The organism is Rhizobium sp. P1_E6 (assembly GCF_056405875.1).
Map to the genome: position 1 here is coordinate 1 of NZ_JBFUBG010000086.1, position 20,727 is coordinate 20,727.

At 60.8% G+C, this 20,727-nt stretch carries 20 protein-coding genes; 15 read left to right on the plus strand and 5 right to left on the minus strand.

Features of this window, described 5'->3' with window-relative positions; genetic code table 11:
- The coding region (locus tag AC1D35_RS28150; RefSeq protein ID WP_477941214.1) for a dihydrodipicolinate synthase family protein at positions 1–374 on the minus strand (374 nt) is incomplete at its 3' end.
- Positions 375–650: 276 nt separating this feature from the next.
- Here AC1D35_RS28150 and AC1D35_RS28155 point away from each other — a divergent pair.
- From AC1D35_RS28155 to AC1D35_RS28185, 7 genes are all read left to right on the plus strand, one after another.
- On the plus strand, positions 651–2,291 hold the full coding sequence (locus AC1D35_RS28155; RefSeq protein WP_113311905.1) for an ABC transporter substrate-binding protein: 1,641 nt from the start codon (positions 651–653) through the stop codon (positions 2,289–2,291).
- Positions 2,292–2,424: 133 nt separating this feature from the next.
- Positions 2,425–3,381 (plus strand): ABC transporter permease, encoded by a 957-nt coding sequence (locus AC1D35_RS28160; protein ID WP_113299946.1) that lies wholly within the window; start codon positions 2,425–2,427, stop codon positions 3,379–3,381.
- Between the two features lie 2 nt (positions 3,382–3,383).
- Positions 3,384–4,343: an ABC transporter permease gene (locus AC1D35_RS28165; protein ID WP_113311906.1), complete on the plus strand. Its 960-nt coding sequence runs from the start codon at positions 3,384–3,386 to the stop codon at positions 4,341–4,343.
- On the plus strand, positions 4,343–5,347 hold the full coding sequence (locus AC1D35_RS28170) for an ABC transporter ATP-binding protein (protein ID WP_113299933.1): 1,005 nt from the start codon (positions 4,343–4,345) through the stop codon (positions 5,345–5,347). Before AC1D35_RS28165 ends, AC1D35_RS28170 begins: the two co-directional genes overlap by 1 nt.
- Positions 5,347–6,339, plus strand: coding sequence for an oligopeptide/dipeptide ABC transporter ATP-binding protein (locus AC1D35_RS28175; protein ID WP_113311907.1), 993 nt, complete (start codon positions 5,347–5,349; stop codon positions 6,337–6,339). The genes AC1D35_RS28170 and AC1D35_RS28175 overlap by 1 nt, the downstream gene beginning before the upstream one ends.
- Complete coding sequence (locus tag AC1D35_RS28180) at positions 6,336–7,397, plus strand: four-carbon acid sugar kinase family protein (RefSeq protein ID WP_113311908.1); 1,062 nt, start codon at positions 6,336–6,338, stop codon at positions 7,395–7,397. Before AC1D35_RS28175 ends, AC1D35_RS28180 begins: the two co-directional genes overlap by 4 nt.
- Before the next feature lie 24 nt (positions 7,398–7,421).
- Positions 7,422–8,186 (plus strand): FadR/GntR family transcriptional regulator, encoded by a 765-nt coding sequence (locus AC1D35_RS28185; protein ID WP_477836957.1) that lies wholly within the window; start codon positions 7,422–7,424, stop codon positions 8,184–8,186.
- A gap of 31 nt (positions 8,187–8,217) precedes the next feature.
- Here AC1D35_RS28185 and AC1D35_RS28190 read toward each other — a convergent pair whose 3' ends face one another.
- Positions 8,218–9,105, minus strand: coding sequence for a LysR family transcriptional regulator (locus AC1D35_RS28190; RefSeq protein WP_113311909.1), 888 nt, complete (start codon positions 9,103–9,105; stop codon positions 8,218–8,220).
- Positions 9,106–9,183: 78 nt separating this feature from the next.
- Here AC1D35_RS28190 and AC1D35_RS28195 point away from each other — a divergent pair, with 78 nt between their 5' ends.
- From AC1D35_RS28195 to AC1D35_RS28210, 4 genes are all read left to right on the plus strand, one after another.
- On the plus strand, positions 9,184–9,966 hold the full coding sequence (locus AC1D35_RS28195) for an MBL fold metallo-hydrolase (RefSeq protein ID WP_477941219.1): 783 nt from the start codon (positions 9,184–9,186) through the stop codon (positions 9,964–9,966).
- 48 nt (positions 9,967–10,014) lie between these two features.
- The gene (locus tag AC1D35_RS28200) at positions 10,015–10,728 is read left to right on the plus strand and encodes an SDR family oxidoreductase (protein ID WP_113311910.1); all 714 of its coding nucleotides are present in this window, start codon (positions 10,015–10,017) and stop codon (positions 10,726–10,728) included.
- A 62-nt stretch (positions 10,729–10,790) separates the two neighbouring features.
- Positions 10,791–11,036 carry a tautomerase family protein gene (locus AC1D35_RS28205; protein WP_477941221.1) on the plus strand — a complete coding sequence of 82 codons (246 nt, stop codon included), beginning with the start codon at positions 10,791–10,793 and terminating at the stop codon, positions 11,034–11,036.
- Between the two features lie 66 nt (positions 11,037–11,102).
- A complete protein-coding gene (locus tag AC1D35_RS28210; protein ID WP_113311912.1) occupies positions 11,103–12,158 on the plus strand; it encodes an NAD(P)H-dependent flavin oxidoreductase in 1,056 nt (351 codons plus the stop codon).
- 132 nt (positions 12,159–12,290) lie between these two features.
- On the opposite strand, the gene AC1D35_RS28215 is transcribed toward AC1D35_RS28210, so the two are convergent.
- Entirely contained in the window at positions 12,291–14,228 is a 1,938-nt protein-coding gene (locus AC1D35_RS28215) for a mechanosensitive ion channel family protein (protein ID WP_113311913.1), read from the minus strand.
- 240 nt (positions 14,229–14,468) lie between these two features.
- Between AC1D35_RS28215 and AC1D35_RS28220 the strand changes: the two genes are divergently transcribed.
- The 3 genes from AC1D35_RS28220 (at position 14,469) to AC1D35_RS28230 (ending at position 17,669) form a co-directional block, all read left to right on the plus strand.
- Positions 14,469–14,768, plus strand: coding sequence for a hypothetical protein (locus tag AC1D35_RS28220; RefSeq protein WP_113311914.1), 300 nt, complete (start codon positions 14,469–14,471; stop codon positions 14,766–14,768).
- Between the two features lie 126 nt (positions 14,769–14,894).
- A complete protein-coding gene (locus tag AC1D35_RS28225) occupies positions 14,895–16,634 on the plus strand; it encodes a tetratricopeptide repeat protein (protein WP_113311915.1) in 1,740 nt (579 codons plus the stop codon).
- Positions 16,635–16,886: 252 nt separating this feature from the next.
- On the plus strand, positions 16,887–17,669 hold the full coding sequence (locus tag AC1D35_RS28230; protein WP_113311916.1) for a DUF481 domain-containing protein: 783 nt from the start codon (positions 16,887–16,889) through the stop codon (positions 17,667–17,669).
- Between the two features lie 41 nt (positions 17,670–17,710).
- Here the strand turns inward: AC1D35_RS28230 and AC1D35_RS28235 are convergent, their stop codons facing one another.
- On the minus strand, positions 17,711–18,727 hold the full coding sequence (locus tag AC1D35_RS28235) for an HAD family hydrolase (protein WP_477941224.1): 1,017 nt from the start codon (positions 18,725–18,727) through the stop codon (positions 17,711–17,713).
- Positions 18,702–19,736: a formylglycine-generating enzyme family protein gene (locus tag AC1D35_RS28240; RefSeq protein ID WP_113311917.1), complete on the minus strand. Its 1,035-nt coding sequence runs from the start codon at positions 19,734–19,736 to the stop codon at positions 18,702–18,704. Before AC1D35_RS28240 ends, AC1D35_RS28235 begins: the two co-directional genes overlap by 26 nt.
- A 174-nt stretch (positions 19,737–19,910) precedes the next feature.
- On the opposite strand from AC1D35_RS28240, the gene AC1D35_RS28245 reads away from it, so the two are divergent.
- The gene (locus AC1D35_RS28245; RefSeq protein ID WP_477855513.1) at positions 19,911–20,720 is read left to right on the plus strand and encodes a transporter; all 810 of its coding nucleotides are present in this window, start codon (positions 19,911–19,913) and stop codon (positions 20,718–20,720) included.
- The last annotated feature ends 7 nt before the right edge of the window (positions 20,721–20,727 follow it).

Genomic DNA, 20,727 nt, shown 5'->3' on the forward strand with positions numbered 1-20,727 from the left:
GCGTAGGCTGCGAACAGGCCCTCATCGGACACCCCCTTGTAATAGAAGGGCGGCAGCATGACCACCTTGGTGACGCCGAGCGAGAGCGCATGCTTCGTCAGTTCGACCGTCTCGGGAATAGCGACGACACCGGTGCCAGGCAGCAATTTGTCGGCCGGAATACCGGCTTTCAATGCGGCTTCGAGGATCATACGGCGTTCGGTGGAGGAGAAGGAGTTGGCTTCGCCCGTCGTTCCAAGCAGCGCAACGCCGTGACAGCCTTCTTCGATCAGCCTCTGGCAATGTTCTGTGAAGAGGCCGAGATCGGGGCTGCCGTCGGTATTGAGAGGGGTGGTTGCGGCGCTGTAGACGCCTGTAATCTTGTGATTGCTCAAGGTATCCTCCTCGTCAGACCGGGCCTTCCCGGCACGTTCCTACACTGTCGTATTCATCGCAACGCATCGCAGTTGTCAATCTTACAAATTTGAAAACCCGAGGCGTCGTTTTTTAACATATTGATTTTATGTATTAAATAATTTCCCCTTTCCGCTTTGATGCTTCTCCCGTTATTTTCCATTGACAGATTTACATTATCGCGCAAATGTCGGCGGCATATCGCGCAGGTTCGGGGAGGTCTTTCGAAAGGCGCGCTATTTGCCACGGAGGAGCAAATGACAATTCGCAACGACCAAAACTCTTCGCAGATTTCCCGCCGCAGCGCCCTGAAGCTGGGGCTCGCGGCCGGCGTCGGCTTCTCGCTCTTCGGCGCGAGCGCACGCATCGTCCTGGCGCAGGATGGCCAGGTCCTCAAGGCCATCAATCCCGCCTTCGACCAGGACTGGTCGCCGCTACGCGGCGGCGGTCGAACCTTCCGCTGGAATTCATTCTGGTGGGCGTCGCCGATGTATTTCGACGCCGACGGCAAGATCCAGCCTTACGTCTTCACGAGCTGGGATTCGCCGGACAAGAAGGTCTGGACGTTCAAGATCGATCCGAAGGCAGTCTTCTCCGATGGCAGCAAGATCACCGCGGCCGATATCAAGGGCTCCTGGGAAGTTTCTTCCATGCCCAATACGAAGAACCAGCGCGTCGACCAGTTGCTGAGCAAGGTGCAGGGCTACAAGGAAATCTCTGCCGGCTCGGCGAACGAGCTGACCGGCGTAACAACGCCTGATGAATCGACGGTTGTCTGCACGCTGGCGGAAGCAGATCCGATCTTCTTCATGCGCCTTGCCAACCACATCGTACCGATCACCAAAGCCGCCCAGTCGCGCGGCAGCGATGGTGAGGAAGTGGCCGATTGGTACAAGCCTGACAGCAACGCCGTCTATTCCGGCCCCTTCAAGCTGACGGCCCTCGATATCGACGCCGGCACGCTGACCTTCGAGCCGAACGAGAAGTTTTTCGGACCGAAGCCGAAGCTCGCTCGCATCGAGATCAGCTCGATCGAAGACAACGTGACTGCGACCTCGCTGATCAAGTCCGGTGAGTACAATGCTCACACCGAGCTCGTCACCTCGACGATCATCCAGGACCTCGGCCCGGAATTTTCTGCCGGTCCGCTGATCCCGACCAGCCAGCATTTCTGGTTCAACACGTCGCGCGCACCGATGGATGACCCGAAGGTTCGTCAGGCGCTGATCATGGCGGTCGATCGCGACGGTTTGTTCAAGGCTTCCTATCCGGATGGTCCTCACAAGAAGGCTGACCAGATCCTGAACTCTGTTCCGGGTGCAGATAATTCCGGCTTCGAACCCTATCCGTATGATCCCGCAGCGGCCAAGAAGCTGCTGGCTGAATCGAGCTATGGCGGTCCCGAGCGTCTTCCAAAGCTGCTGTTCGTCGGCATTTCTGGCCCGGCGATCCAGGCGGCTGCCCAGTTCATCGCCGAGCAGTGGCGCCAGAACCTCGGCATCACCGCCGTCGATATGAAGCCGCAGCAGGACGCCTATGCCGGTCCGGACCAGAACGCGGTGCAGATCTTCCGCGATGACGTCGGCACGCGTGTTCCCGATGCGGTCTCCTATCTCGCCGGCTCCATCGCCTCCACTTCGTCGAACGCCCAGAACAAGCTTGGCGGATACAAGAACGACAAGGTGGACAGCCTGCTTGCGGAAGCCGCGACCAAGGCTGTCGATGATCCGGATCGCGTGAAGCTCGCGCAGGAAGCCCAGAAGGCCTTCCGCGACGACTGGGCCTTCCTTCCGTGGTATTCTCAGGCGATGTCGCGCTGGGCCACCAAGGACGTCAAGGCCATGGAAAAGAACCTCGACTGGCAGGTTGTGGCTCCTTGGGATGTTTCCATCGGCTAACGCCGACAGCAGGGCCGCATGATGCGGCTAAAGCAGCGGTGCGAAGGCCGAAAGGCCTTCGCACACTATTTCAAGAAGAACCGGCGGCTGCGGCCTCCCGCGGGAATGCGCCGGGAAAGAATGGGAGGTGGCCTTGCTACGCTATGTGCTCACGCGGTTCGCCATCTGGATTCCGTCGGTCCTGGTCGTGATGATGGCCGTCTACGCGATGGCTTTCTATGGTGCCGGCGATCCGATCAAGCTGATCTTCCTTCGCGCGCCTGGTGACGTCGCCTATAATCCGCAGCGTATCGAAGCGATCCGTGAAAGTGCGGGTCTCAACAAGCCCTTTATCGAGCAGTTCGGCCTCTACGTCTGGAACCTGCTGCATGGGCAGTTCGGCAATTCGCTGACATCGGGCCGCTCCGTCTGGGCGATGGTTTCGGCGGCCGCGCCGGTTTCCTTTCAGCTTGCGCTCTGTTCCATCATCCTGACGGCTGTCGTCGCGATTCCGCTCGGGATGATCGCGGCCCTCAACCAGAACAATCGCGTGGACTACACGATCCTTGGTACGGCCCTTTTCCTCTGGGCGATCCCGGCCTATGTCGCGGGCCCCCTGCTGATGGTGGCGCTGATCGTGCTTCTGCCGATGATCAAGGTGCCATATGGATGGGGCGGCGTCTTCGACATGCGCATCATCCTGCCGCTCATCGTCCTGTCTTTCCAGCCGATCGCACTGATCGTGCGCCAGACGCGCGCCGCCGTCATCGAGGTGCTGTCTGAAGATTTCGTCCGCACCGCGCGTGCCAAGGGCGTGCCGGAGATCGTGGTCGCCCTGAAGCATATCCTGCGCCCGGTGCTGACGCCTGTCGTCACGCAGCTCGGCCTCATCATGATCACGATCGTCAACGGCGCCATCTTCGTCGAGCTCGTCTTCGGCCTGCCGGGTCTTGGCCGATTGACCGTGCAGGCGCTCATCAATTCCGATTATCCCGTCATTCTGGCGATCACCCTGATCGGATCCTTCCTGGTCATGGCATCGAACCTGCTGGTCGATGTGCTCTATCCGCTGCTCGATCCGCGAGCCAATGATTCAAGAAGGAGCCGCTGATCGTGTCCGCTATTCCTCTCTCGACGATCGACACGGCCGAGGAACCGCCCGTCAATCTGTGGCGCGACGCTTGGCATCGCCTGAAGCGCAACAAGCTTGCGATCTTCGGTCTGATCGTGATCGTGATCCTTGCCTTCACGGCAATCTTCGGCCCCGCTCTGACGCCGTATGACTATCTCAGCCAGGATCTCGCCTCGCGCAATGCGCCGCCGTCGTTGGCGCATTTCTTCGGTACCGATGATCTCGGTCGCGACGTCTTCAGCCGTATCGTATTCGGGACGCGCACGGCCTTCCTCGTTTCCGTTATCGTCACCGTCATCGCTGTTACGATCGGGCTTCTGCTCGGCGCGGTCGCCGGCTTCTTCGGCAATCCGTACGACCGGGCCATCATGTGGTTGACCGATGTGACGATGTCGGTGCCGAACCTGCTGCTCGTCGTCGTCATCAATGCATCGCTGAAGACGCCGATCACCAAATGGATGGAGGCGCAGTATCTCGCAACCCTCAATCCCTTTTACCGACAGACGGTCTGGGTGGACTTCCTCCTGGTCTTCGGCTCGATGGCATTGATCTCCTGGCCGCCTTATGCGCGCCTCGTTCGCGCCCAGGTGCTGTCGATCCGCAATCGTCCCTATGTCATGGCGGCGCAGGCGCTCGGTCTTTCCAACTGGATCGTTATCATGCGCTATATCGTGCCGAATGCACTCGGACCGCTGATCGTTTCCGTCAGCGCCGGCCTTGGTACGACGATGGTGCTGGAAAGCGCCTTCAGCTTTCTCGGCGTCGGCGTCAATCCGCCCACGCCGAGTTGGGGCAACATGATCTCGGACGGCCTGCGCGTCTGGCAGCATTATCCGCATCTCCTCGCCGCTCCGGCGGCCGTGCTCGGTCTTGCCTCGGTGGCCTTCAGCTTCCTAGGCGATGGCCTCAACGACGCACTCAATCCGCGGGGCAGCAAATGATGAACGCAACCACCAGTGAACGCCTGCTGGACGTAAAGGATCTCACCATCGAGATCGACACGCGCCGCGGCCCCGCCGTCGTCGTCGATGGCATCGACCTCTACGTCAACAAGGGCGAAACGCTCGGCGTCGTCGGTGAATCCGGCTGTGGCAAGAGCCTGACGATGTTGAGCCTGATGCGGCTCTTGCCAAACAAGATCAAGGTGACGAAGGGCACGGCCAAATTCGACGGCCGCGACCTGCAGAAGATGTCGAATAGCGAACTGCGCAAGGTGCGCGGAGGCGATGTCGGCTTCGTCTTCCAGGATCCGATGACCTCGCTCAATCCGGTCATGCGGATTGGCGACCAGATCTGCGAGCCACTGATCTATCACCGCAACATGTCCAGGAAAGAGGCACGGGTTCGCGCCGTCGAGCTTTTGCGTCTCGTGGGCATTCCGGGGCCGGAAGAGCGGCTGATGGCCTATCCGCACGAGCTGTCGGGCGGCATGCGCCAGCGCGTGATGATCGCGATCGGCCTTGCCTGCAATCCGAAGCTTTTGATCGCCGATGAGCCGACCACCGCGCTCGACGTGACGATCCAGGCGCAGATCGTCGACCTCGTGAAGGATCTGCGTTCCAAGCTCGGCATGTCCGTCGTCTGGATCACCCATGACCTCGCGCTGATCGCCGGTCTCGTCGATCGCGTCGCCGTGCTCTATGCCGGCACGGTCGTGGAAGATGCGCCGGTGGACGAGCTTTATGCGCGTCCGAGCCATCCCTATACACGCGGTCTGCTCTCCTCGATCCCGAAGCTTTCGGATGCGCCGACGAGCCGGTTGTCCTCGATCGGCGGCACGCCGCCGGAGCCCGGCCGCCGTCCGAAGGGTTGCCCCTTTGCGCCGCGCTGCCCGCTGGCCGAAGCCGTCTGTCATGAGCGCGTGCCGCGGCTGGAGCCGATTTCCGGCAACAGCGCCCATCGTGCAGCTTGTTTCGTCGTCCAGAGAATGCAGGAGGCCGCGTGATGGGTGCTCAACCGCTCTTGAAGGTCGAAAACCTCGTCAAGCATTTCCACGTCAAGCTCGGTGCCTTCGGCGAACGCTCGGCGACCGTCTATGCACTCGACAACGTCAATCTCGAGATCATGGAAGGCGAGACGCTGAGCCTCGTCGGCGAATCCGGCTGCGGCAAGTCGACGACCGGTTTCACCATTCTCAATCTCTACAAGGCGACGAGCGGCAAGGTGGTCTATAAGGGCCAGGACCTTGCGACGCTGGACGAAAAGCAGATGCGGCCCTTCCGCCGCGACCTGCAGATCGTCTTTCAGGATCCCTATTCGACACTGAACCCGCGCATGACGGTGGGCGAGGCGATTGGCGAGCCGATCCTCTTCCACAAGCTTGCCACCAAGGCTCAGCTCAAGGACAAGGTCGCAGCTTTGTTGACCGATGTCGGCCTGCCGACGCGTTTTGCCCAGCGCTACCCTCACGAGCTCTCGGGCGGCCAGCGGCAGCGTGTCGTCATTGCCCGTGCGCTTGCCTGCCAGCCGAAATTCATCGTTTGCGACGAGGCGATCTCGGCACTCGACGTGTCGATCCAGGCGCAGATCATCAACCTGTTGCTCGACCTACAGGAAAAATATGGCCTGACCTACCTGTTCATCGCCCATGACCTGGCGGTCGTTCGCCATATCAGCACCCGCGTCGGCGTCATGTATCTCGGCCGTCTGGCCGAGTTGGCAACGCGCGAAGAACTCTTCGACAACCCGTTGCATCCCTATACGCAAGCGCTGCTTTCGGCTGTTCCCGAGACCGATCCGGAGCTAGAGCGCACCCGAAAGCGCCAGATCCTGCAAGGCGATGTGCCGAGTCCGCTAAACCCGCCGACGGGCTGCCGTTTCCATACGCGCTGCCCGATCGCCATGGAGGTTTGCGGCAAGGTCATTCCCGAATGGAAGGAAGCAAAACCCGGCCATCTCGTCGCCTGCCATGCCGTCAATCCGGGGCAGGCCTCATGACATTGAAAGTCGCCATCATTGCCGACGATCTGACCGGCTCTCTCGATACGGGTACGCCCTTTGTAGAGGCAGGGCTGTCAGTCGCTGTGGCGATCGATGTCGAAGCGGCCGGCAAGGCGCTTGAAACCGGTGCCGAAGTCGTGGTGGTCAATACCGCCTCGCGCGGCCTGCCGGAGGAGGAAGCGGCCGCGCGCGTGCGGGCTGTCGCCGAGACCCTGCGCGCTGCCGGGTCCGCCATTTTCATGAAGAAAATCGACTCCCGGCTGAAGGGCAATGTTGCGGCCGAAAGCATTGCGCTCGCCGGCGTGCTGGGTCTCAAGACTATCCTCGTGGCGCCTGCCATTCCTGATCAGGAGCGCATCACCTATCGCGGTTGCGTGGTCGGGCGCGGCGTTGAGCATCCGTTACCGATCGCCGACCTCTTTGCCGGATTTGCCCGCGAAGTATCGGTCGCCGATGCCGAGGACGATGCCGATCTCGACTTAGTGGTTGCCGAGAATGACTGGCTTTCGACGCTTGCCGTCGGCGCTCGCGGTCTGGGTTCCGCACTGGCGCGCCGGCTCGGCGAGGCCGCACGGCTCACGCCGGAGTTTCTCGCGACGCGGAAGACGCTCTTTGCCTTCGGCTCTCGCGATCCGATCACGGTCGTGCAAATGGATCGTCTCGAAGCTTCCCATGCGCTTCGCATCGTCGTTGATGCGCCAATGGGCGCGGTCGAGAGCGGCGAGGGGCTGGCACTGCCAGCGATGCTGCGCTGCACGGGCGAGATGAAGAATGATGCCGCGCTTGTCGCCTCTCGCTTCGCGAAGGGCGTCAAATCGGTCATAGATGATACGAAACCTGACATGATCATGGTTGGTGGCGGTGATACTGCACTTGCCGTTTTCCGGGAACTGGGTGTCACAGTTTTGTTGCCGAAGGGTGAAATCGAGGCCGGCGTTCCCTGGTTCGACGTTAAGGATATCAACGGGCGGCAATTCCGGTGCGCCGTCAAGTCGGGGGGCTTCGGCAATTCCGATAGTTTGCTAAGACTGATCGTTCGGAATCAGGCGGCGTAACGTATGCCAGCAGGGAGAATGAGAGTGGATGAAGCGAATGGCGGATCGGTGAATCCGGAGGCGACGCCTGCAGCCCGGCCGGAGCGCGGCAAGGCTGTGAAGCTGGTCGACCGTGTCTTCGATCAGTTGATGGAGCGCATCCGCGCCGGCAATTATCCGCCGGATTCACGGCTTCCGGGTGAACATGAACTTGCCTCTCTGCTCGGCGTTTCGCGGCCCATCGTGCGCGATGCGTTGGCGCGTCTCAGAGAGCAGGGGATTGTCTATGCAAGGCAGGGGGCCGGTACTTTCGTCAGCGCGCATGGCTCGCCGACAGCGCAGCTTGCCTATTCGCCGGTCAAGACGATTGCCGATATCCAGCGCTGCTACGAATTTCGCCTGACGATCGAGCCGGCTGCCGCCTATTTTGCCGCCAAGCGCCGCGACGATGCTGCGATCCAGAAGATCGCCGCAGCCCTTGCGGATCTGCGCGAAGCAACCAGCCATCAATTGCACCGGGTGGATGCCGATTTCGTCTTCCACCGCGCCGTCACCGAGGCGGCCAACAATCACTATTACACGGCCTCCATGGATGCGCTGAAAGCACATATCGCCGTCGGCATGCATCTGCACGGGCTTTCGCTGCTTGGTCCACGGCCGGGCCTGGAGCAGGTGTTCCAGGAGCATAACGAAATCTATAAAGCGATCGCCGAGGGCAAGGCAGAGCATGCTCGTGACCTGATGCGGGCGCATCTCGAGGGCTCACGGGACCGTCTGTTCGAGGGTCGCGTTCTCGACCTGTCCTTCTGAGAAAGCCTGTTCCGGATGTAAACTTGGGGTTTTATGCCTCGAACAAGGCACGTTCCGTCGCGAATATCTTCGTCAGGTATTCAGCAACGGTCCGGATCGGCAGATCCTTGCGGTGCTGGCGTCGGGTGAGAAGCCAGACTTCCCGCGGTGGCGGGACGGGCTCGAGCGGGCAAGGGTAGAGGCCTCTTTCCGTGCGGCCGATATAATTTGGTAGCAGCGCCAGACCGGCGCCTGACTTGGCAGCCATCGCTTGGGAAACCTGATTGTTGGCACGGAAAGACACGCGGGCCTGCGGGAACTGGCGTGCCAGCCAGATTGCCTCGGGCACATACCCGTTCACCTCGTCAAATCCGACAAAGACGGGTTCCGCTCCGATTTCGACCTGCCGGCAGACCTCCTGCGTTCCGTAAAATCCGTATCCGATCGTCGCAAGCTGTTTGGCAATGAGATCGCCGTCCTGCGGCTTTGTCAGGCGTATGGCGATGTCGGCCTCGTGGCGTTCGAGGCTTATGGTGCGCAGGTCGGTCGCAAGGTCGATATCGAGGCCCGGATATTGTTTGGTGATTTCCGCCAGACGGGGGATCAGGAAGCCTTGCGAGAGCGCGGGCGACGCGTTGACGCGTACCAGGCCTTTCGGCGTGTCATCCTTCCAGCCACGCCCGAGCGTCTGGACTGAGGCTTCCATGTCGCTTGCCGCGGTGAGCGCACGGGTTCCGGCGGGGGTCAGCACATAGCCGTCCGGGCGACGCTCGACCAGTTTTTCGCCGAGCGTTTCCTCCAGTGAATGAAGCCGTCGAGCGATCGTTGCATGGTTGACGCGCAATGTGCGGGCCGCGGCTGACAGGCTGCCGTGCCGTCCTAGTGCGAGGAAGACCCTGATATCCTGCCAGTCTGGCTCTGTGCGTTTTTTATCAGCCATTGGCAAAGAATAGCGAATTTTTCGCAGAAAGGAACGGAACTAAACAGAAGGCGACCTCGAAACAGAAAGGTTGCCGACATGACCTCTTCCCATCTTAATCTCACGCTTATCGGCGGGCCGACCGTGCTTATCGAATATGGCACGCTCCGGCTTCTCACCGATCCGACCTTCGACCCGCCGGGCCTCTACAAGGAAACGCCCGTCCGCTTCGAAAAGACTTCCGGTCCTGCCTTGTCGGTCGAAGACATCGGCCGGCTGGACGCGGTTCTTTTGAGCCACGACCAGCACTTCGACAATCTCGACAGTGCAGGCCGGGCGATGCTTCCTGCCGTTGGCACCACCTTCACGACGAGGGCTGGAGCAGAGCGCCTGGGCGGCAATGCCCTTGGCCTTGCTCCCTTCGAAACCGTCACGCTGGAAGGCGCCGACGGTGAGAAGTTGCTGGTCACTGCAACGCCCGCCCGCCACGGCCCCGTCGGTRTCGAGCCGATTTCCGGCGATGTCGTCGGCTTTGCCCTCGGCCGTGAAAAGCCGGGCGACCTGCTGTACGTGACCGGTGACACGGTCTGGTACGAGGGCACGGCCGAGGTCGCCCGGCTCTTTTCTCCCAAAGTCGTGCTGCTGTTTACGGGCGCTGCCGAGCCCCGTGGGCGCTTCCATGTGACGATGGGCAGCGAGGATGCTCTGGAGGCGGCGCATGCCTTCCCGAACGCGCTCCTCGTATCCGCGCATAACGAAGGCTGGGTGCATTTCCGCGAAACGCAGGACCAGCTCGCACATACCTTCTCGGTCTTCAACCTCGAGGAGCGCCTGAAGCTCTTCGAAAAAGGCAAACCGCTCGCCGTCGACCTCACGGCCTGATCACCTCTCAAACACGGCGCAAAGCGCCATCTTCCAAGGAGACATATCATGAGCAATGAACAGAAAGTCGCAATCGTTACCGGTGCCTCGCAGGGCATCGGCGCAGGGATCGTCGAAGCCTATCGCAAGGAAGGCTATGTTGTCGTTGCCAACTCCCGCAACATTCAGCCTTCGTCCGATGCCGGCATTGTCGCAGTACCCGGCAGCATTGGCGAGCGTGGCGTGGCCGAACAGGTCGTTAAGACGGCCATCGAGCGTTTCGGTCGCGTCGATACGCTGATCAACAATGCCGGTATCTTCATCGGCAAGCCGTTCACCGACTACACAGTCGAAGACTTCAACAACGTCATCAATGTCAACGTTGCCGGCTTCTTCCACATCACGCAATTTGCCATTGCCCAGATGCTGAAGCAGGGCCATGGTCACATCGTTCAGATCACGACGGCCCTTGTGGATCAGCCCATCGCCGATGTTCCCTCGGGTCTGGCGACGCTGACCAAGGGCGGTCTCGACGCCGTCACCCGCGGGCTTGCCATCGAATATGCCAAGGGCGGCATTCGCGTAAATGCGGTGGCGCCCGGCATCATCAGGACGCCGATGCATGCGCCGGAAACGCACGCTTTCCTCAGCGCCCTGCATCCGGTCGGCCGGTTGGGCGAGGTGAGCGAAGTCGTCGATGCCGTGCTCTATCTGGAGCGTGCCGGCTTTGTCACCGGCGAGACGTTGAATGTCGATGGCGGCCAGCACGCCGGCCGTTGGTAATTGCTGCAACAGGAGGCAATGGGCGGGGCGCTCGATAGCGCCCGTCCTCAAGGAGAACGACAATGCCTTATGTGAATATCAAAGTGACGCGTGAAGGCACGGCTCCGGGTGCGACAAGCACGACGGCGGAGCAGAAGGCCGCTCTGATTAAGGGTGTCAGCGATCTGCTCTTCAATATCCTGGGCAAGCCACATGACAGCACCTTCGTCGTCATCGACGAGATCGAAATGGAAAGCTGGGGTGTCGGCGGTCTGCCTGTGCCTGAATATCGCAAGCAGCTTGCAGAAAAGGCAGMAAAACAGAAATAGTGTCGTGGCGGCCCGCAGGGCCGCCACTCGCTTTATGATCAAGCGGAACGCATGGAGTATCGTGTGATGGGCAACTGGCAGGACAATCGTATCGTCGACCTCTTCGGGATCGAGCTTCCTATTATTCAGGCACCGATGGCGGGTGCGACTACGCCTGAAATGGTAATCGCGGCCAGTGAAGCTGGCGGCCTCGGTTCGCTTCCCGCCGCGCTGCTGACGATCGAACAGACGAAAGCGTCGCTCGATCAGATCCGCTCGGCGACTTCGAAGCCGATCAACATGAATTTCTTCGCACACGCCAATCCAGCGGCAGATCCCGTTGCCCAGATGGCGTGGCGCACCGCTCTTGCGCCCTATTATGTCGAGCTTGGGCTCGATCCTGCAGCACCAGTTCCGGCGGCAGGAAGGGCACCCTTCGACGACAATTATTGTGGCCTCGTCGAAAGCTATCGGCCGGAAGTCGTCAGCTTCCATTTCGGCCTGCCGGGGCCGGAACTGCTGGAGCGCGTGCGACAGACCGGTGCAAAGATCACAGCTTCGGCAACGACGGTCGCAGAGGCACGCTGGCTTGCCGAACGTGGCGTCGATGCCATCATCGCCATGGGGCTGGAAGCCGGCGGGCACCGCGGCAATTTCCTAAGCGACGACATGGCGACACAGGTCGGCACGATGGCCCTTGTGCCGCAGATTGTCGATGCCGTTTCGGTGCCGGTCATTGCTGCGGGTGGTATCAGCGATCGGCGCGGGGTTCGTGCCGCCTTCGTGCTCGGTGCATCCGCCGTTCAGGTAGGCACTGCCTATCTGTTTACGCCGGAAGCCAAGGTTACCGCGTTTCATCGTGAAGCGTTGAAGTCGGCGCGGGATGACAATACGGCCGTCACCAACATCTTCACCGGTCGCCCGGCACGGGGAATCGTCAACCGCATCATGCGGGAGATCGGGCCGCTGGCCAAAGCTGCGCCGGCATTCCCGACCGCAGGCGGGGCGCTTGCGCCGCTGAGGGCGGTGACCGAGAAGGAAAGCAGATCTGATTTCAGCAATATGTGGGCCGGCCAGGCGGCAAGCCTCGCGCGCGAAATGTCTGCAGCTGAACTGACGCGGTATCTTCTCGAGGCGGATTAGAATTGCGCGCTGCTGTCACAAAAACCGCAGCGGTTTTGTGATCGGGCCGAGCCGGGCGTAGAGACAAATGCGTTGCCTGGGTCGCCGTGCACAATGTGGATACGGGTGTCCTTTTCGGCGCCCGGGCGCTTCTCAGCCCTCCGCGCTACCGGCGGCCTTCGCCTGCTGGGCGGTGCGTAGCGTGGTTGCGGCAGCTGCGGCACCGTTCTTGTCATCGCCGCCGACCTGCACCATCGGCTGGGCGAATTCGATGCCGTTGTTCTGGAAGGCTTCGCGGATCATGGCATAGGCCTTGCGGCGGATATAGGTCTGCATGCCGGGCACCGTCGTCATGGCGAAGCTCAGGACGATACCGTAGTCGCCGAATTCCTCGACACCCTTCATCTTGAGCGGTTCGATGAAAAGCGGGCCGACCTCGGCATCTTCTTTCAACTCCGCGCCGATCGTCTTGGTGATCTTGCGGGCCTTGTTGATGTCGGTGTTGTAGGCGACCGAGATGCGGAACTTGTCGATCACCCAGTCGCGGCTCATGTTTTCCACAGCGCCAAGCTCCCCGAACGGAACGGTGAAGACGGGGCCGCGATGGTGGCGCAACCGCACCGAGCGCAGGCTGAAGCCTTCCACCGTTCCCTTGTAGTTTTTCGCCTGAATATATTCGCCGACACGGAAGGCATCATCGAGCATGTAGAAAACGCCGCTGATGACGTCCTTGACGAGGGTCTGCGAGCCGAAGCCGATGGCCACGCCGAAGATGCCCGCGCCGGCGATCAGCGGCCCGATTTCGACTCCGAGCTGCGCCAGCACGATCAGGCCGGCCATCACCGCCACCATGACGGCGAGTGCATTCCGGAAAATCGGCAGCAATGTCCGGAATCGCGCGCGTTTCGCCACTTCGGCAGGGGCGAGACCGGTCGCGTCTGCCGAGGTCGCAATGCTGCGGTCGATCCAGCCCTTGGCAAGCTGCCAGAGGAGATCGGCAATCAGCAGCACGATAACGCCTTTCAGCAATCCATAGAGGACGGCAGCCAACGTCGCATTCTGATTTGCGAGCGAATCGGGACTAAGGCGCCAGACGAGAGCCAGCCAGCCGACGGCGAGCGCAATGATGATTGCCCGGCTGCCGCGGACGAGCAATATGCTCCTGGGGCTTTCTGACGGCGCCGTCGTGAGCGTTGCCGCTGCCGTGCCCGTGGCACGCAACAGACCCGGCAGGACAAGGGCATAGACGCCGAGCCAGAAAAGGCCTTGCAGATCAAGGCACCAGAGGATCCACAACAGGGCGAGGAAGCCGGTGAGGCCTGCCTTTATGAAAATGGATTGGGCCAATGCCGACCAGACTGTTTCGATCGCGAGCGCCAACAGAAGAACCGAGAAGCAGTAGGAGATGGCCTCCGTGACGGCCCGATCGACGCCTAGCGGTGCGCCGAGCGTCGCGGTTGCCGCGGCAAACAATGCAATGCCGACAAAAAGCTGGGCGCGGATGGCGAGCGAGGGGCGGTTGCTTTCCACGAGGTTAATCAAGACAGCGGCGACGCGGTAGGCGATGAAGGCAACCAGATAGGCGAGGAGAACCAGCCGGGCGAGTGGCGGCCATTCAACGGCGAAGAATATGATTGCGACGACCACGGTGAAAACCGCGACCGGAAGAAGGCGGGCGACCGGGCCGATCGACGGGGACCGGGCGCGCCTGAAGAGCCATTCGGCGGCCGCACCTACCGCGACCAAGCCCGCAAAAATCAGGAAAATCGGTGCATATCCGTGTGAGACAGCATCCTGGCGAGCACGTGCGGCCCCTTGGGACATTTCGGAGGGGATACGCGGAACTGCAGCAAGAATACCATCGATGCGCGAGCGCAGCCGCGCTTCCCAAGTCGCAAAGCCCGATGGCTGGGCTGCTGCGGCTGTTGCGTCCTGCTCCTTCTTCCGACTTTCCAGCCAGGTTTGGATCTCGGGATCCTGCAGCAGGCCTATCAGCTGGTCAATCTTCTGCTGGGGCGGTGGTGGCGCGGTTTGCGCCGCCGCCGAGGTCACGACGAGGAAAGCCAGAAGAAATACTGCCAGCCTGATCATTCGCTATGTCTCCCGGCAGAATAGCCGGCCGCAGGAGACGTCGTCACCGATCTGTCCATGCGCCGCTTCCTCCACGGTACAAGGATGAGCACAGCAGGAGCCTCTGCGGGAGTACGTTACGGTAAACTCTGGCGTAAAGGCCGGGGAAGAGACGTAAACGACGGCGCATTTACGGTAACGTACTTCCATCTTCCACCTGTCACTTCATAGTCGGCTGGATGAGCAGGAGGCCGAAATTCCATGGGTGGGAAAGGAGGCATTAACAGCAACGCTACCGAAACCGCACAGCACGGGCTGTGGCGGCTCATGCTGAAATTGCCTGCAATGCGCGGCAGACTGCAGCTTCTCGCATCGAAATCCCGCTCGCTTAACGATCTCTTCGAGGCTTATGAGGAAGCGTGCCTTGCCCTGGAACGCCTCATGCGGCAGCCCGGGGACGAGCATTGTGCGATGGTCGTCGAGTACGAGACCATCTGTGCCGAAATCGAATCCGACATCATCCAATATGTCCTGGAACACCGCCCGAGCTTGCCGGATTGAGGCGCAGACTCACGTTAAAATCGATCGTCCGCTGGTTTTGTTAGCATTTTCAGTTGCAACCTGTTGCTGTCTCGGCGATAAACATCTCTGTTATACTTTAGCCTAATCAGCGCGTACGGGGCGATCATGGGTGCTGAAGTAGTCGAGACCAGGGCATGCGAAGTATCGTTGCCGGAGGCCAGGGCGGAACTCGAACGAATTCTGTCCGATCCGAGATTCCACGCCACGGAACGGCAACGGGCCATTCTCAGATATCTTGCGGAAAGGCGTTTCGCCGGCTGTGAGGAGGGGGTCAAAGCCTATTCCATCGCACTTGATGTTCTCGGGCGAGCGAGCAATTTCGATGCGTCGAACGATCCGATCGTGCGCATCGAGGTGAGCCGGCTGCGTTCGTCGGTCGAGAACTATTATGAAGCCTTCGGTGCCGAGCGGGATGTGACGATCCACATCCCCAAAGGTACTTATGTGACGCTTTTCCCTCGCTCGCACGTGCCCTACGAGGATGACGAGGAAGAGGTGGCGCTGGAAAGCGATCTGCCCGAGACGCCTGATGATCTTCCTGTTTCCCCGGCTGCGGAGGGCCCCGCTGCCGCTTCCGCTTCTGCCTGGCTCCTGATGATCCATACGGGAATGGCGCTGCTGCTCTGCGCGGCGATCGCTGCCGGTGTCGTTTTCTACGCTTCAAAGCCGTCCCTGACAGTACGCCCTTCGGTCGCTCTTTCCATGGACGCGGTTGACACCAGGATGCAAGGAGAGGCCAGCCAGACGCGCGACATGCTGCTGACGGCGCTGACCCAGTTCCAGACGCTGACGGTGGCGAAGGCTGGTTACGCCGGCGTGCGAACCCAGAAAGTTGCAGGGCGGGCCTATGAAATCGACATGAAATACTACGGCGACGGCGATATCAGGAGCGTCTGGTGGCAGATCGTCGACAGCCAGTCCAGCGACGTCCTGAAATCGGGGCTCGAAACGATCGCCATCGACGGAAAGAGTCCGGCAGCGATCCGCCAGGAGATCGTCGATGTTCTTGCTCGCCGCTTTGGCGCTGCGCGTGGGGCGATCAACAATATTGAAACGCATGCCAGCAGTACCGAGTCGCTCGGAAACGCCTGCGTGCTGCGCGCCGAATATCAGGTCGATGATGGCGGATCGGATAATATGACCGCAGTGCGTTCCTGCCTCGAGCGGACGCTCGTCGTCGATCCGAATAATTCCGACGCCAAAGCGCTGCTTGCGCGTGTCCTTATCGCGGGGGAAACAGGGGCCGGAGATGCCGTGGTGCGTGCCCGCGCTCTCGATCTGGCGAATCGCGCGGTTTCGATCGCCCCCATGTCCGATCGTGCCTATGTGGCGCTGATGATGACGCAATTCGCCGACGGGCGCATCGATGCGGCCCTCCAGGCCGGAAATCGGGCGATCTCGCTCAATCCGAGCAATCCAGATGCGGCGGCAAAGCTTGCCTCGGTGCTGTTTTCAGCCGGTTACTTCGACGCCGGCGTCGCCATGGCGCAGGATGCGGGACGGGCCGTGGATATCGTGCCGCGCGACGCCATGCTTGTTCTTGCCCTGGATGCCTATCGTCGCGGCGAGTGGTCGGAGGCTTCTCTGCTTGCCGAACAGGTCAATTGCACCGACTTCGTCGTGCGTGCCTTGCGGGCGGCAGCACTCGGTCAGCTTGGGTCCGATCAGGCAAAACAGCGGCTTGCCGATGTGCGGGGCCGGGATCCGGATTTCGAGCGCACCTTGAGGCGCAAGCTGGAGGCAAGACGCTTGCAGCCGGTGCTGTCCGCAGAGATCCAGGATGGCCTTACCAAGGCTGGGGCCGTGTTCGCATTCAACGACGTGACCGGAGCCGTGAGCCCATAGATGGGACTAGATGCTTGCTCCTGCTGTCTGCAGAGTTCGTCAATAAGCCGGTCGGCTGGTGGGATGAGAAAATTCGAAGCGCCTCTCCTCTCGGCTTCCATGGCAAAGGCGGCGCAAATTCCGAAAACGATGGGCCCGTTTACGGCATCATTTACGGTGCGGTTTACCGTAACGTACTTCCGTCTAAAGCCGGAGATGTATCCTATCGTTACAGGGGCAATTTAACTTTGTGGGTCATCAGAGAGATATTGGATGCGAACCACCATGCTATTGCTTTCCGCGGTCGTTCTGGCCGCTCCCGCAGTCGTGCAGGCTGCGGATATTGCTCCCGTTCTCGCTCCGCAGCCGAGGCCTGCAGATCCCGATAAATGGACCTTTTCGATATCGCCCTATTTCTGGGCCGCCGGGATCACGGGCGACACCGGCGTTTTCGGCCTTCCGGAGGTTCATGTCGACGAGAGTTTCGGCGATATTCTCTCGGATATCGATTTCGGCTTCATGGCAGCGGGCGATGCCCGTTATGACCGTTTCAGCATCGTGACCGATATTATCTATGCCCGCATAACGACGGACTCGGCGACGCCGCGCGGCGTATTCGCCGACGAGGTCGACCTCAAAACGGAAACCTTCACGGCGATGATCGGTGCGGGTTACTCGGTGATCGACGAGCCCCAGGGTCGCCTCGATGTGATCGGCGGCGTGAAGATCTGGTATACCGAAACGACGATCTCCTTTTCCGGCGGCCCGCTGGGCGGCGTGTCGGGCACTGACGATGCCACCTGGGTCGATGCCATGGCCGGTGTCAGAGGGATGTATTCTATTACGCCTTCGGTCTATCTGACCGGGTGGGGTCTGATCGGCGCCGGCGGTGCCGATCTCGACTGGGATGTCATGGCGGCTATCGGCTACAAATGGAACGACGCCATTTCCGCCGTTGCCGGCTATCGTGCTCTCGGCGTGAACTATAGTAACGATACCTTGACCAACGATATCGTCGAGCATGGCCCGATCCTGGGCGTCGTCTTTCATTTCTGAGATTGTGTGAGGGCGCTCGCGGCAATCGCGCGAGTGCTTCTTCACTGTTCGAAGGCGAAGATCTTTTTCCAGTCGTTTTTCATGTCGACCACCAGCCAATTGCGGCGCTCGGCCTCGTTGAGCGCCTTGTCCAGCTTTCCGAAGGCCGAATCCCGATCATAGGCATATTCGCGCTCGGCATCCGTATGATGGACCAGCATCGCGAAGCCTGGACCTTTGGCCGCTGTCGTCCAGCGCATCATTTCGTAGTCGCCATCCGAATTGCCGGCGACGAAGATCGGCCTGAGGCCGATGAACTTGTTGATGCCGACGGGCTTGCCGGGGCCGTCGTCGATGAAATCGATTTTCGGCAGCCGTCTGAGAACCGGAACGTCGCCGACAAGATCGTATTCCGTTGCAATCGTGCTGCCGACGACCTGTTCGGGCGGGATGCCGTAGATCTGTTCCGTCGCCGGACGCATAAACTCTACGCCGCCGCCCGAGACGATATAGGTCCGGAAGCCGTTGGCGCGCAGATAGTCCAGCAGTTCGCGCATCGGCAGGTAGGTCATCTCGGTATAGGGCTTGCCGGTCTTCGGATGTTTTGATGAGGCGAACCAGTCGGTGACGATCTTGCTGAATTCGTCGGTGGTCATGCCGGCATGCGTTGCCATCATGAGTTCCACCATGCCCTTCTCGCCGCCCTTGGCGATGCCTTTCAGGTCGCCATCGAGAACGCTCTTGAAGGGTTCCCTGGTCTTCCATTCGGGATGCTGCGGCGCGAGCGTCTTGACCCGATCGAGGATAAAGCCGAGCTGGGTATAGAAGGGCTGCTCGGACCAGAGCGTGCCGTCATTGTCGAAAACGGCGATGCGGTCGGCCGGCGCGACATAGCCCTCTCCGCCTTCGGTGACGGTTGCCTTGACGAAATCCATGATGCGGGTTTTGGCAGTCGTATCGTTCCATGAGGGCAGGGGTTCCTGCGCGAGGGCCGGGCTCCATACGGCCGCGATCAGAAGAATGAGTGCGACGGCGAGGGAGGCGAGGCAGGCATCAATGGCTTGAGTGGATCGTCTCATGAACATTCTCCTGCGACGTGGGCTCCTGGGACGCCGGCTCTTGGAACGCTGGTGCTCTCCTGATGCAGCGCAAACCGAGATGGCTCGTCGAGGTATCCTCCGGTTCGGCATGCCGGGCGGCTGGGCGATAGCGCCGGCAGTAATTCGGTGCGCAGAGGTGGGAGCCGCCCTTCAGCACGCGGCGCGGAATGCGGATGCTGGGTTGGCGCGGGTCGTAGCTCGCCTCCACGCCGCCGCCGCGCGGATTATCAGGAATGCAGCAGGCTTTTGCGGCTGGTTCCGGATGGCGATCGGACCAGTAGTCCGTGGTCCATTCCCAGACGTTGCCGATCATGTCGTAGAGGCCGTAGCCGTTCGGCGGGAAGCTGCGTACGGGAGAGGTCCGTTCGTGGCCTTTCGGTTTCGTGGACTTCACCGGGAAGGTACCCTGCCAGGTGTTAGCCATGGGAGCGCCGCCGGGCATCAGTTCGTTACCCCAGGCAAATTCCGCATCGTCGAGGCCACCGCAGGCCGCAAGCTCCCATTCCGCTTCGGTCGGCAGCTCAAGGCCCGCCCAATCCGCATAGGCCTTGGCATCGCACCAGGACACGTGCACGACGGGATGGTCGAGCTTGCCGCGCAGATCGCTCAATCCGCCGAGCGGCCGGCGCCAGTTCGCACCGAATTTGAAGGTCCACCACTGCGTGATATCAGGCCCGCTGACGGTCTTCGGCTGGAAGAAGAGCAGCGATCCCGCACGCAACATCTCGGGTTTGGCGCCGGGGTAATCCTTGGGATCTGGCGTCTTTTCAGCGAAGGTGACATAGCCGGTCGCCTTGACGAATTCCGTGAACCTGCGGTTCGTGACCGGGGTCTCATCGATCCAGAAGCCATCGACCTTCACGGGATGGGCAGGCGCCTCCTCCGGATAGTGATCGTTCGATCCCATCGTAAAGGTCCGGCCAGGAATCCAGATCATGCCTTCAGGGGCCGCGTTCGAGGCATGTGCGTCTTCGAATGCCAGTGCCATCGTCGTCTCCGGAGTGTCGGCTGGGAGCTTCGCGCGTAAGCGAAGGAGACGGAAGTACGTTACGGTAAACGCATTCGAGTGCTGCGTAACGGTGGGCGTAAATTTACCGTAACGTACTTGTTTGCCAGGTCGAGCCTCTGTCTTCTCGTGTCTCACGGGTATCGGAGGGATATGATGAGCCGGTTCAGGTTCGCGTCTTGCCTGCTGGCGCTTTTGCCGGGACTTTTTGGCGCGGCCGATGCCACCGCGCAGGACTCCGAAAGTGATCTTGCCAAGAAGCTCAGCAATCCGGTCGCTTCGCTGATCAGCGTCCCCTTCCAGTTCAACTACGACCGTGGCTTCGGCCCCGAGGACGGCAATCGTGAGACGCTCAATATCCAGCCCGTCATTCCGTTTTCGATCAATGAAGACTGGAACGTCATATCACGCACGATTCTTCCGGTGATCTGGCAGGATGATATCGCCGGCTCCTCCGGCCATCAGTTCGGCATCGGCGATATCACGCAGAGCTTCTTCTTCTCTCCCAAGCAGCCGGGACCTGGTGGACTCATCTGGGGTGTCGGCCCGGCTCTTCTTCTTCCGACGGCGACGGACGAATTGCTGGGCAGCGGCAAATGGGGTGCAGGGCCGACGGCCGTGCTGCTCAAGCAGGAGGGTCCCTGGACCTATGGCATCCTTGCCAATCACATCTGGTCCTTTGCGGGCCAGAGCGACAGAGCGGATGTAAGCTCGACCTTCCTGCAGCCGTTCCTTTCCTATACCACGAAGGATGCCTGGACCTTCACGCTCAACACGGAAAGCACCTATGACTGGGAAGCCAACCAGTGGTCCGTGCCGATCAATCTGCAGGCTTCGAAACTCCTGAAATTTGGACAGCAGCCGGTCAGCCTTTCCGCTGGCGTTCGCTACTGGGCCGATGCGCCCGATAACGGTGCCGAAGGTTGGGCCTTTCGCGCGGGCATGACATTCCTGTTTCCGAAATAGAGGCCGG

Bases quoted from the DNA above. Each gene is read 5' to 3' on its own strand.
- AC1D35_RS28155 (WP_113311905.1), top strand. From the start codon at position 651: ATGACAATTCGCAACGACCAAAACTCTTCGCAGATTTCCCGCCGCAGC.
- AC1D35_RS28170 (WP_113299933.1), top strand. From the start codon at position 4,343: ATGAACGCAACCACCAGTGAACGCCTGCTGGACGTAAAGGATCTCACC.
- AC1D35_RS28175 (WP_113311907.1), top strand. From the start codon at position 5,347: ATGGGTGCTCAACCGCTCTTGAAGGTCGAAAACCTCGTCAAGCATTTC.
- AC1D35_RS28180 (WP_113311908.1), top strand. From the start codon at position 6,336: ATGACATTGAAAGTCGCCATCATTGCCGACGATCTGACCGGCTCTCTC.
- AC1D35_RS28190 (WP_113311909.1), bottom strand. From the start codon at position 9,105: ATGGCTGATAAAAAACGCACAGAGCCAGACTGGCAGGATATCAGGGTC.
- AC1D35_RS28200 (WP_113311910.1), top strand. From the start codon at position 10,015: ATGAGCAATGAACAGAAAGTCGCAATCGTTACCGGTGCCTCGCAGGGC.
- AC1D35_RS28210 (WP_113311912.1), top strand. From the start codon at position 11,103: ATGGGCAACTGGCAGGACAATCGTATCGTCGACCTCTTCGGGATCGAG.
- AC1D35_RS28215 (WP_113311913.1), bottom strand. From the start codon at position 14,228: ATGATCAGGCTGGCAGTATTTCTTCTGGCTTTCCTCGTCGTGACCTCG.
- AC1D35_RS28220 (WP_113311914.1), top strand. From the start codon at position 14,469: ATGGGTGGGAAAGGAGGCATTAACAGCAACGCTACCGAAACCGCACAG.
- AC1D35_RS28225 (WP_113311915.1), top strand. From the start codon at position 14,895: ATGGGTGCTGAAGTAGTCGAGACCAGGGCATGCGAAGTATCGTTGCCG.
- AC1D35_RS28230 (WP_113311916.1), top strand. From the start codon at position 16,887: ATGCGAACCACCATGCTATTGCTTTCCGCGGTCGTTCTGGCCGCTCCC.
- AC1D35_RS28235 (WP_477941224.1), bottom strand. From the start codon at position 18,727: ATGAGACGATCCACTCAAGCCATTGATGCCTGCCTCGCCTCCCTCGCC.
- AC1D35_RS28240 (WP_113311917.1), bottom strand. From the start codon at position 19,736: ATGGCACTGGCATTCGAAGACGCACATGCCTCGAACGCGGCCCCTGAA.
- AC1D35_RS28245 (WP_477855513.1), top strand. From the start codon at position 19,911: ATGAGCCGGTTCAGGTTCGCGTCTTGCCTGCTGGCGCTTTTGCCGGGA.